This window comes from Sphingomonas sp. TREG-RG-20F-R18-01 (assembly GCF_022662475.1).
GTDB lineage: Bacteria > Pseudomonadota > Alphaproteobacteria > Sphingomonadales > Sphingomonadaceae > Sphingomonas.
Genome location: NZ_JAKNQQ010000001.1, coordinates 522,567 through 533,322, shown reverse-complemented (window position 1 = coordinate 533,322; position 10,756 = coordinate 522,567). Strand labels below are relative to the sequence as shown.

The window sequence follows — 10,756 nt, the reverse complement described above, 5'->3', positions numbered from 1 at the left end:
TCGGTCCTCCTCTATTGCTATCTCGCCCGGCCAACAGCAGTGTGATGCCGCCTGTCAGGGAGTGATCTGGATGTTGCTTTTTGCTATCGCCGCAGCCGCTTCGCCGCTGGCCCCGGTCTATTTGACCTGTAGCCTTGCCCAAGACGTCGGGGTTCTCAGGGTCCAGATAGCTCTCGACGAAGCAAACCAGAGCAGCACGGTTGCGCTGCCCAGCGGACTCACGATCACACGACCGGCGCTTTTTTCACCGACGATGGTGCGGATCGCCAACAAGAACGACACGTGGACCATCGATCGGGTAACGCTTGGCATCCGACGCACATTCTCATTCCAGCCGAAGGATGACCCCGGGCAGAGTGGAAGTTGCCAGCTGCAAACCGTGCCAGCCAAGCGAGCATTCTAACCCAACAGCATCTCGAGCCGCGCCATTTCGATATCAAGCTCGCGCTGCGTCACTTCCGCGCGCCAAGGTGGCGGCGCGTTCTCGCTTTCGGCCCGACGGCTTTCGGCGAGGTATTCGGTCGACAGCCGGCGAATCAACCTAGCTTCCCAAGGTGCCAGATCAACCCGGGTGCGATCACACCACGCGTTGATCTCGCGCCACGAAAGGGGGACCATTCCCATGCCCGCCGCCTCGCTCATCCCCATCTCGATGAGATATTCGACGAGGTGATAAGCGGGCGCGGGCGGCATGACGACCGGAAGCTTGTCCTTTTTCATCGTCGCCATGCGGGAGAGCGTCGGGACTTTGACGGCTTCCGCCATCTTGTCCCGCTTGGTGCCCTCGGCCGGCTTCGGCACGGCGTTGAGCCATGCCAAATGCCGGACGAACAGGGTCAGTTCGCGGCCGACCCGGGCACGAACTTTCCCCAGTCAGCGACGAACTTGATCACCTGGACCTTGATCCAGCCAAGGGCAGGATCGGAATAAAGGGCGGTGAGAAGCGCATTGCCGGAGAGCGGCTGGTCGCCGGGACCATCGATCTCGATGTTGCGGACGCCTGCGGTGTAGGCGATCAGGTCGGCGGTCGTCTCCTCGCGATGGACCTCGATCGAGGGCATCGCGATCTTGTTGTCGTTGTCCTGCATGCGCCTGATCGCGCGCGCAGACTGGGCGGACTCGATCACTGCCGCCTCGGGCGAGCCCGGGCCGAACAGATCGATTCCGATGGGCTTGCCGTCTTCGTAGAGGTGCTGTCCGTCTGGCCCCTTGAGGTGCAGGAAGGCGATCGGCGAAACGGCAAGGGTGGCGATCTTCATGGTGGTGGTATCCTCGCGGGGATGGTGCGCTGATCCGACCCGAAACCCGCGATAACGGGCCAGACCAGCGCATAGGGAACAGCGTCGCGGGCGCCGGAACTGGGGTCAGGCGGTGCCGGCGACCTTCACGACCTTGGTGCAGATCTCGACGGTCGGCGCGGCCATCAGGATCGTGTCAGCGCCGTCGACCGTTTCCGGGTAGCCGAACACACGACCCTGGAAGTAGCGCTTGTCTCCGTTCTGGTAGGTCACCTGGAACGAGTAGAGCTTGTTGGTCTCGTCGTCCGCCGCGGTGCGGAGCAGGGTCTGGCCTGCATCCGAACCGTCATGTGCAACCGAGGGCTGGAGCGAGCCGTAATCGGCGCTGCCCTTGAGCTTTTGCTTGGCACCCTTGAGCGGCTGGAACTCAATCTTGGCATAGACCGACCCGATCGTGCCGATCTTTTCGATGTTGCCGATCTCGACAAGCGTCAGCGCGGCATAGCCCGCCGCGTCGGGCGTTGCCGGGGAGGCGGCAGTGATGGCGAGCGCCGCGCCCGCCGATGCTTGAATGGTCATGATGTTTCCTTTCAGTGGTGGCTTGCCGGGACTTCCGGCAGGATTCGGCCCGGCGGGCGGACGGAATTATTTGGCGGCGCGGGAGCGCTTGCGCGGTGCTGGCTTGGGCGCCGCTGCGGGCGGGGGGACCTTCTCGACTTCATCATCTTCGAGCGCGCGCACCAGACCTGCAGCCTCGAAATTGTAGAATGCGCCCTTGCTGAATGTCGGCGTATCGCCCGCGGCGAACCGATCTCCCGAGGTCGCGTCTTCGAAGGCACTGAGGACCAGCGCCGGAACAGTCTTGCTCATGGGAATCTCCGTCAGGTGAGGGCGTTAAAGCCGACTTTGAAATCCTGCGTCTGCTCGAAGCTATTGGCCGGTCCGCCGACGTCGGGGCCGGTGCCAGCGCTGAGCACGGCGACTTCGGTTGCGCTCGCAATCGCGCCAAGCTGGCCAGCGCAGACGTTGCGGACCGCTTTTATGATCGCGACCTGTTCACGGTAACTGTTCGCGCGGACCGCGACCGAGACGCGATCGGTCATTCGCACTGCACCACCGCGGACGAGCGGTTGCCGCTCTACCGAACTGACCAGCCTGACCAGAAGCGCGGGCAGGGGTGTTCCGTCCGGCAGAGATCCCGCCTTTATCGTAGCGACCAGCGAGTTGATCTCGCCGCTGTCCCCGAGCAGCGCACCGATGATATCGACCCCGGTCATTTTAGCTTGCGGAGCACTTCGACAGTGCCGTGGATGGTCTCGAGCACCACTTGGTCGCCTTCCACTATGAAACGCCCATCCTCACTGACCTGAAGACGCTTCAGCAGCCCGGCGTTGCAGCTGTAACTGACGACGTTGCGCTGCTCGACGCCGTCAACGAAGATGTTCAGATTGAAAGCGATGTCTTGCCAGTCAGGCCGAAAGCCAGGCTCACCTTCCTCGATCGACAAGACTGCCGGGATGAGCTGGTCCATCATGCGTCGCTCTCCTCAGGTTCGGCCGATCCGGTGATACCCGCCCGCGAGACGCGAGCGTTGATGTAGCTCTGCGCCGCTACGATCGCTTCGGCTTCCCGAAGGTCCAACGCCGGCCGCATGAAGGGGTGCGCTTTGGCGCCCGGATGGTGCACCGTCGTCCCAACGAATTGCCCGCCGATGACGAGCGACGCGCCTTCCTTGTTCAGATCGTTGATCCGCCTGGTGCTGCGGCCTTCGCGCTGGCTATCGTCTACCGAGATGAAATGCGGGTCGGTCCCGTATTCCTGCCAAATCGCCAACGAGCGTGCCCAACCTGGTTTGACGGATACGGTCGATTTGATCTGACCCGGGGTCGCCCGGACTTTGGTGACGATTGAGTCCGTCACGACGTGAGAAAGAGACCGGTCGCGCGCTTCGTCAGCGATTACATTCGCCGCCGCTCGCGCCGCGCCGCGCAGCACCTTGGATTCGAGGTCGACTGGGATCTGAGCAAGGAAGCGCCTGACATCGCCGCTGCCCCTGACCGTCGCCATTACGCCGGGTTGCCCGCGGTCGAGTAATCCTCAACCATGAACTCGAGCCCGTCACGGTTGCCGATCTCCGCGGGCACCGTCGTGATCTGTGCGACCCGGGTCGTCTGCCAGTAGAGCACGCCGGAGTCATCTCTCAGATATCGGCCCACCAGGACGCGCATGCTCGCGCTGATATCTTCCCGGTAACGGATCCGAACGCGAGATGGCCGCGTGGCAATGTTAAGGCCATCCGCCAGTTTCTCCGACCGGCTCAGCAGCATATCCTGAACGCTCGCGCGGGTCTCGGTAACCTGCTGCCAGGATCCCGATCCAGCACCGTCGAACGAACTGTCGGCGACAGGCTTCTCGATCCGAACGCGACGATTAAGGGAGCCCGCAGCCAACGCCATCAGCAGACCCACTTCTTGATCGGCATAAGCAGCCAGGTGACGGAAAGCGGCAACTCGGCCTTTTGCGTCCCAACCGCCACGGCTTCGCGATTGGCGAACCACAGCCCTACCAACAGGCTCGCCGCAGTATCGATTACCGGCCGGTCGAGATCTCCGGCCGGAACATCCCAGCCCACTTCGTTGCGCACCGCCCGCTGCGCTGCCGCGGCCAGCCGGTCGAGGGTGTCATAGACGTCCGGGCCGGCGTCCGCACCGACATGATTGCGGAGCGACTCCCGGTACAGATCATAGGCGAGTTGCACGTCAGCATCGCTCGTCGTTGCGTTCTCCCCGAGGATGATCCGCTTCTGATCTACGGTCAGCACGGCGAGCTACTCCCGGCTCAGGTCGCGGCCGTCGCGACCCTTCTTGACCGCCAGGCGCCAGCCGGTGTTCGTGCCCTCTGGCTTCTCGCCAGTCGCGCGTTGCGCGATCCACAGCGAGCCGCCGAACGTGACCGCGTCGCCATGCTCATACGCGGTGCCCTCCTTGAACACGCCGCGATCGAGCACGACCGGGAAGGGCACTTGGAAGGCATATTCCTTTTCGCCCTTGGCGAAGACGAACTTCACAGTGCGACCGTCGGGCATCAGCTCGACCGTCATGTCCTCAGGGCCGGTCCCATCGAGGCCGTCCTTGCCGTCGACCCGGCCGAGGTCGACCATCTTGCCGTCGCTGAGCGTCAGCACGAGCGATCCGCTGCGGTCGATCACCGCGCCGGCCGCGCCCACGCCATCCTTGGCACGCGGGATCGCCGCCACTGATTTGGCGACCTCCTCGCGGATTAGCGGGGCCACTTCGTCAACCGTGATGCTCTTGCCCGGGGCAGGGGGCGGCAAGGCCGCAACCGCTTCGTCGACGAGCGCCCTGACCACTGCCGGGTCAACGTTCTTGCCGTCACGCGGCTGGGGAAGTTCGATCGCCGCGATCGCAGCAGCAACGGCGGACCGAACGAGCTCGGGGTCGGCATCACGGCCGGGCTGCGCGGGTGGCAGCGCATCGACCGCGGATTGTACAAGCGCGCAGACCTGTTCGACGTCGACGTCCTTGCCGTCCTTGGCCGCCGGGATCTCGATCGCAGCGACGGCTTCGGCGACCAGTGACCGGACGAGCGCCGGATCCGCGTCTTTTCCCGGCTGGGCAGGGGGCAGATCCGCCACCGCGGCGACGATCAACGAGCGCACCTCGTCCATGTCGACGTCCTTGCCGTCGTTCCCGGGCTTAGCCTCCGGGACGACGATCGCGTCGACTGCTTCCGCGACGAGCGATCGAACCAACTCGGGGTCAGCATCTTTCCCAGGCTGCGCAGGTGGCAGATCGGCGACGGCAGCGAGGATGAGCGAGCGCACCTCGTCCATGTCGACGTCCTTGCCATCGTTGCCGGGCTGGGGGGCTGGTATCTCGATCGCGGCGACCGCGCGATTGATCATCGAAGCCAGTTCGTCGATGTCGACGTCCTTGCCGTCTTTGCCCGGTTCCGGCTTACGGGCTTCGAGCTGTGCGATGCGCTCGAGCAGCGGTGCGGTTGCCTTTTCCAGCATGGCGGGGACAAGCTCGCGAACAACCGCCGCCGTGGCTTGGGCTAGCGCCCTCACGTCAAGCATTCAGCGCCTCCCGGAACTCTTTCTCGAACAGCGCGATCGTCGCGCGCGCCTGCTGCTCCGCAGCCGGATTGCCGTTGGCTGGTGCGGCCGGCGAAGTCGCACTGGTAGTGGATCCGCTGCTGGCGAACGGATCGTCGCTGGCGTCGCGCTTCGCCAACGCCTCGAGGCTGTAATTCTGCTGTTGGAGGTACGGCGTGTCGCCACCTTCCACCGGCCCGAGATCCAGGCGGCGACGGGCTTCGTTGATCTTCTTGATGCCAGCCTTGGTTCCGATCGCTTCGGCCTCGATCAGAGCCTTGGTGTCCATCCGCAGAAGCCCGTCGAGGTCGAACTCGGTGCCAAGCGCGAACCCCTCGCCAATGCCGAGCCCTTCATCGAGGCAAAGCTCGGCGGCCTCGATCAGCGATTGCAGCGCCTGGGTGTAATATTCGAGGTTCAAACTCTCGACGTTGCTGCTGGTCGGCAGATTGCCGATGCCGAGCTTGTACGGCGGGACATGGAAGGTCGAGCACACGACCTCGGCTGTCCACTTTAGCTGCTCGATCAGCTGGGCGTCGTCCGGGGTGATCGCGACCGTCTCGTACTTCATGCCGCTTCCGAGGACCGCGACCTTGCCGGCATTCTTGCCGCCGTAATTCTGGTGCCAGTTGTCCTTCAGTTCCTGCGCCGAGCCTGCGTCGATCGCACCCGGCGCAACCAGGATTCCGCCCGGGCGCGACTGGTTGCCGAACAGGTTGGCGGAGTTGCCCTGGATGTTCAGGCCTTGCGTTGCCGCCAAACCGTTGGCGTAGAGGGGAGATATCCCGATCAGCGGGTGGAACAGGCAGTTCCAGCGATCGTGGATGATCTCACGCGCGGGAACGACGACGCCCCCCGTGATCCCTGAAATGTTGTCGCACTGGAGATCGTAGAAGATGCTACCGTCGTCCGCGATCAGTGGTTGCACGCGGCCGGGATCGAGGACGTAAAGCCCGGTCACGAGACCACGCCCATCGCGCCGCTTCAGCACGTAGGTGTTTCCGCGCGACAGCTTGGAGAGGAAATACGTCTCCCAGAACTGGATCCGGGTTTGAAACGGGTTCGGCTTGCGCAGCACTGGCGAGTAGGCGGTCTTCGTCGTCTCCGACCAGATACCGTGGTCGTCCTGCGCGACCAGCTTGACGCGCAGCTTGGAAATGTCCGACGCGATCAGCGTCATGCACGCGAACACGGCGTGGTAGGCGAGAACGGCGGTCTGATTGACCTCGACGTTCTGCTGCCAGGCACCGCCGTAGCTCTCCCGAACGATCGGCATCCATGGCCCCGACGGCGCCGTTACGGTCCGCGCGGACCGCTCGGTGAGGATCGGCAAGCCACCTTCCACCAGCGCAGACAATGCGGGCTCGGCGGAAGGGTTTGACCTGCCAATGTTGAGCCCGAACAGCCGCATTACGCGCGCGATGCCTTGGCGATCTCGTCCTTGAGGCGCTTCTCACCCCAACGAGGGCCGACCATGATGCCGAGCTTCGTCGCTTCGTCGCGCAGCGCCTGATGTTCGGCGTCGGCCGACGCCTCCGACTGCGCTGCCTCTTCGACAGAGGCGGGGCGCGCTTTCTTGATCGCGACGAGGATGCGGGCATCCTTGTTGCTGGCTTGGAAAGGGTCGCCCGCGGTCAGCGCGCGCGTGGCGTACCGCAAACTGCGAGTTGCGATGAGGTCGGGCATAATGCTTTCCTTTCGGTAAATCGGCGGGCGGAAAGCCGCCCGCCGATCCAGTTCACGGTGCGCTTAGGCCCCGGGAGCCGCAGGCTCGCCCCAGCGGACGGCCGTCAGGTACGCGACTGCAGTCGCGCGGCGACGGCGCCAGTTGATGGTGCGCTCGGCGCGCAGGCCGACCAGGTTGTTCTGCCACAGCGAGACCAGCTGCGTGCCGGCACCGGTGAGGCCATCCTGGGCGAAGTCGCTGTTCTTCATTTCCAGCGATGCCTCGCGGCTCATGTCGACGGCGATGTCGCCCTCGTCAGCCTCATAGATGTCCAAGGCGTTGACCAGCGCGACCGTCGACCCGGCATATTCCGAAACGATGACCGGAAGGCCTTCGAACGTGCCGCCCAGCATCGTCATGCCCGGGAATTCCTTCTGCCCGAGCGCATTGCTCATCATCGACAGGCCAAGCGCGTTGGTTGCCGACATGATCCAGACGCCGGTGGTGAGGGAGTTCGATGCCGCAATGAACGCAGCCATGACTGCGCGCGCATCCGCGCGAACCGCATCTGCGTCACGACCAGCCGAGACATGGGCCGACGCACCGTTCGTCACCGAGGCCGGACGAACCGTGTCCACGCCTGCATTGGTCGGATCGATGAACGCCAGATCCTGCGTCTCGACCAGCGCGGCCTTCAGCGCGTCGCGGACGATCGCCTCCGAACTCGGGTTCGAACTGCGGACGTTCTCTTCGGTGAGAACGGCGATGTTCGCGACCTTCAAGCGGCCGAGTACGTCGCGCTTGAAGTCAAACGACGTCAGCGGCTTGGGCTTGCCTTCGCCGACCCAGTAGCCCTGGCCCCCGCCGGTCTGCAGGATGACGGGCTCGTCGAAGCCGATCTTGCGCAGTGCCGGAATGTCACCGGTACCGAACTTGCCGAGGATCGTCGCCGGACGGAGGAACTCGGCGAAGTCGACGAACGCCGCACCTTCCGGGCTGTGCAGGGCGGCGGCCCAGCTGCCGGGCTGGTTGGAACCCGCTGCAACGGCTGCCTTGACGGTGCCGACCACGTCGCTGTCGGCGCCGTACATACGCTCGGCAACGACCAGCACCGGCTCCGAATCGAGGCGCGAGACGGCGCGTGCCTTGGCATAACGTGCGAAGGCGATGCCGGGGGCGAGCTTCGGCTGCGCCTTGACGATGATCGATCCGCCACGCTGCTCGGAAGCCGCGTTCGGATCCCGGACGTCCTCGATCGGACGCGCCGACTTCGCCATGGTGCGCTCGGCCACGCGCAGCCGATCGAGGTGCTTGTCAATCGACTCGATGTCCGCCGCGTGGCCGTCATACTCTTCCGACTGCGCGGCATCGAGGGTTGCACCGTCGGCTGCCGCCTTGGTCATGATGGCTTCCATGGCGCCGACGCTGGACGCGCGCTTCGCCTCGTAAGCCGCGATCTGTTCCGCGAATTTGCTCACTTCGTGTTCCTTCGAATGGTTTTGATGACGAATGGCTTCGCCCGATCGCGGGCGGGTTCGACCAGCTTCACCACTCGAACCGACTTGCCGGACGCGGCAGGTTCAGGGTTGGCAGGGACTTCGGGGTCGGGGATGCCTGCCGCATGACGCAGGCAGGTATCGATCGACTTGATGGCGGTGATGATGGCGTCGGCATTCGCCGGGATGGTGACCGCAGAAAGCTCGAACACCTCCACCTCGGTGAACCGGATCCCGCCGGCCTCCATGTAGGCGTACTCGATCGGGCGGAAGCCGATGCTGGTCGCCCGGACGAGCCCCAGCTTGATGGACTGCCAGGCGAGATCGAGGAGGTCCTTGAGGATGCCCGGCTCGTCGGTCTTTGCGATCTTCGCCTTGAACGGAATACCGTTCGCAGTCGGCTGGCCGAACTCGCACGTCCCGACCGGCTGGTCGTGATTGTGCTGCCACAGGAACGGCATGGGGTTGGTGAACTTCACCCCCAGCGGCTCAATAATGTCGCCGACGCGATCGACGGTCGGCGTCGTCGCAATGCCCTCGATGGTGCGGGCGTCTTCGTTGACCGCCTTGATCGCAAGGACGCTGTATGCCCTGTTGTCCATAGGGGTGCCTTTCAGATGAACATGAATTGCGGCCCTGCACCGGCGGCTTCCGGATTGCGGGACATGAGCACCACCGCATTGAAGGCGGCGATGAGCGGATCGATCTTCGCCTTGCCGGCGACCTGCTTCGTGATCAGCACTGCGTTCCCACGCTGCTCAGCCTTCGCGTTGCCCGCGCACCAGGCCATCAGCGCCTGACCAGCGTGGATCAGCGTGCCGTCCTTCAGCTTGCGTTCGGTGCCCCAGACCGCACCCGAAAGGCGAAAGCCTTGGCTGATCGCCGGGATCTGCTCGATTGTGAAGCCGCGGCCGGTCAGTTCGTCGACCAGCGAGGTGATGCCCTGCGGATCAAGACCGATGGCGGCCTCTTTCGGGAACAGCCCCAGGTCCTTTACGCGCTCGAGCAGGTCGGCAACCTCGATCAGGTCCTGCGTCGGCGTCAGGCATTTGACCAAGGACCCCTCGGCCGCGAAGTCGTTGAGGTTGGACACGATGTCCTTGCGCCGATCAAAAACGTCCTGCTGCGCCCATGCCCGGCACCAGAGCAGCCACTGCTTGGTGACTTTGTGCCGCCCGAGCAGCGCTAGCCCCATCAGATCGTCGAGCCCGCCGCCGTCGCCGCCGGCAACCACCACCTCGACGATTTCGAGGAACTGGTCGAGCGAGCCGTCCCAGACTTCAGGGGCTGCGCGCGCCGCCTGCCAGTAGAGAGCGCCAACCCAGGCATCATGCCGCAGCCCGACGCCGATCTCGACATTGAGATGCTTGGCATAGAACACCTGCTTGGTGCCGTCTTCGGCGTTCTCAACCTTTCGGAACTCGCTCTCCAGCCACTTCTGGCTGACCGACAGACCGAGGTTCGGGTTGGTGACGTAGAAGTTGGCGGGGTCGAGGTGCTCGCCCGTTTTGACCATCTCGTCGGGGAATTCGTAGAGTACCGGCAGGCTTTCCGGGTCGTTGATGATGCCGTCGCGGACGTCGCGGAAATAGGCCAGCTTCTCCTTGAACACTCCGGCGGGCGGCTCGTCCGACTGTGTCGTCAGGTAGAGGGTGTATCCCTCCGGCCGTGACACCTGCCCGCCGGTCGCTTCGCGCAGCATCGAGTCCGCCGTCGCCTTCTTGCCGAACAACCAAAGCTCGTCGACCAGAACCCGGCTGGCCTTCTTACCCGATACCGTGGCGCTGTCCGCGGCAACCACCTTCAGGGTCGCCTTGGTCACCCGGTGCGTGATGAGCCGAATGTGCTCCTGGATATGCAGGAGCTCGGCAAGCTCGTCGTCGGCGCGTATCATTGCGAACGCTGGCTTGGAACTGTTGCCCGCGACCTCGATCGTCGGCGCGAGGATCAGGTTCTCGTCTTCCTCGCGCCAACCGCATATGAGCTCGGTCAGCATGATGCCGGCAGCGAGCGTCGACTTCGTATTCTTCTTCGATATGAGGAGCAGGAACTCCCGGATCATCTGCTGCCCGGTCTCGGGGTCGTAGGCACCGAAGATCGCAGCGACGAAGTCGAGCAGCCACTGATCCGATGCCTCGCCGAACGTGGGGCGCCCGGGGACGTCCACGATCTTCAGCGACGTGAACACCGCCATCTTGGCATCAGCCGAGTCCGGGAACAGCGGAGCGAACGGGATGAG

At 64.2% G+C, this 10,756-nt stretch carries 16 protein-coding genes; 1 reads left to right on the top strand and 15 read right to left on the bottom strand.

Annotated features, from left to right (window positions below):
- The first annotated feature begins 70 nt into the window (after nt 1–70).
- Nucleotides 71–403 (top strand): hypothetical protein, encoded by a 333-nt coding sequence (locus L8K25_RS02750; RefSeq protein WP_242137384.1) that lies wholly within the window; start codon nt 71–73, stop codon nt 401–403.
- Here L8K25_RS02750 and L8K25_RS02745 read toward each other — a convergent pair.
- The 15 genes from L8K25_RS02745 to L8K25_RS02675 form a co-directional block, all read right to left on the bottom strand.
- Nucleotides 400–801, bottom strand: a complete 402-nt coding sequence (locus L8K25_RS02745; protein ID WP_242137383.1) for a hypothetical protein — start codon at nt 799–801, stop codon at nt 400–402. The two genes, L8K25_RS02750 and L8K25_RS02745, sit on opposite strands and share 4 nt — an antisense overlap.
- 35 nt (nt 802–836) lie before the next feature.
- Nucleotides 837–1,259: a hypothetical protein gene (locus tag L8K25_RS02740; protein WP_242137382.1), complete on the bottom strand. Its 423-nt coding sequence runs from the start codon at nt 1,257–1,259 to the stop codon at nt 837–839.
- A 105-nt stretch (nt 1,260–1,364) separates the two neighbouring features.
- Nucleotides 1,365–1,817: a hypothetical protein gene (locus L8K25_RS02735; protein WP_242137381.1), complete on the bottom strand. Its 453-nt coding sequence runs from the start codon at nt 1,815–1,817 to the stop codon at nt 1,365–1,367.
- Nucleotides 1,818–1,883: 66 nt separating this feature from the next.
- The gene (locus L8K25_RS02730) at nt 1,884–2,108 is read right to left on the bottom strand and encodes a hypothetical protein (RefSeq protein WP_242137380.1); all 225 of its coding nucleotides are present in this window, start codon (nt 2,106–2,108) and stop codon (nt 1,884–1,886) included.
- An 11-nt stretch (nt 2,109–2,119) separates the two neighbouring features.
- Nucleotides 2,120–2,515 carry a hypothetical protein gene (locus L8K25_RS02725; RefSeq protein ID WP_242137379.1) on the bottom strand — a complete coding sequence of 132 codons (396 nt, stop codon included), beginning with the start codon at nt 2,513–2,515 and terminating at the stop codon, nt 2,120–2,122.
- The gene (locus tag L8K25_RS02720) at nt 2,512–2,772 is read right to left on the bottom strand and encodes a hypothetical protein (protein ID WP_242137378.1); all 261 of its coding nucleotides are present in this window, start codon (nt 2,770–2,772) and stop codon (nt 2,512–2,514) included. Before L8K25_RS02720 ends, L8K25_RS02725 begins: the two co-directional genes overlap by 4 nt.
- Nucleotides 2,769–3,305, bottom strand: a complete 537-nt coding sequence (locus tag L8K25_RS02715; protein WP_242137377.1) for an HK97 gp10 family phage protein — start codon at nt 3,303–3,305, stop codon at nt 2,769–2,771. Before L8K25_RS02715 ends, L8K25_RS02720 begins: the two co-directional genes overlap by 4 nt.
- A complete protein-coding gene (locus tag L8K25_RS02710) occupies nt 3,305–3,706 on the bottom strand; it encodes a head-tail adaptor protein (protein ID WP_242137376.1) in 402 nt (133 codons plus the stop codon). The genes L8K25_RS02715 and L8K25_RS02710 overlap by 1 nt, the downstream gene beginning before the upstream one ends.
- The gene (locus L8K25_RS02705; protein ID WP_242137375.1) at nt 3,694–4,059 is read right to left on the bottom strand and encodes a head-tail connector protein; all 366 of its coding nucleotides are present in this window, start codon (nt 4,057–4,059) and stop codon (nt 3,694–3,696) included. Before L8K25_RS02705 ends, L8K25_RS02710 begins: the two co-directional genes overlap by 13 nt.
- Before the next feature lie 6 nt (nt 4,060–4,065).
- Complete coding sequence (locus tag L8K25_RS02700; RefSeq protein ID WP_242137374.1) at nt 4,066–5,337, bottom strand: hypothetical protein; 1,272 nt, start codon at nt 5,335–5,337, stop codon at nt 4,066–4,068.
- On the bottom strand, nt 5,330–6,688 hold the full coding sequence (locus L8K25_RS02695; protein ID WP_242137373.1) for a phage portal protein: 1,359 nt from the start codon (nt 6,686–6,688) through the stop codon (nt 5,330–5,332). Before L8K25_RS02695 ends, L8K25_RS02700 begins: the two co-directional genes overlap by 8 nt.
- A 77-nt stretch (nt 6,689–6,765) precedes the next feature.
- Nucleotides 6,766–7,041, bottom strand: coding sequence for a hypothetical protein (locus tag L8K25_RS02690; protein ID WP_242137372.1), 276 nt, complete (start codon nt 7,039–7,041; stop codon nt 6,766–6,768).
- A gap of 63 nt (nt 7,042–7,104) precedes the next feature.
- On the bottom strand, nt 7,105–8,499 hold the full coding sequence (locus L8K25_RS02685; RefSeq protein WP_242137371.1) for a phage major capsid protein: 1,395 nt from the start codon (nt 8,497–8,499) through the stop codon (nt 7,105–7,107).
- The gene (locus L8K25_RS02680; protein WP_242137370.1) at nt 8,496–9,119 is read right to left on the bottom strand and encodes an HK97 family phage prohead protease; all 624 of its coding nucleotides are present in this window, start codon (nt 9,117–9,119) and stop codon (nt 8,496–8,498) included. The genes L8K25_RS02685 and L8K25_RS02680 overlap by 4 nt, the downstream gene beginning before the upstream one ends.
- 11 nt (nt 9,120–9,130) lie before the next feature.
- On the bottom strand, nt 9,131–10,711 hold the full coding sequence (locus tag L8K25_RS02675; protein WP_242137369.1) for a terminase large subunit: 1,581 nt from the start codon (nt 10,709–10,711) through the stop codon (nt 9,131–9,133).
- Nucleotides 10,712–10,756: the final 45 nt, after the last annotated feature.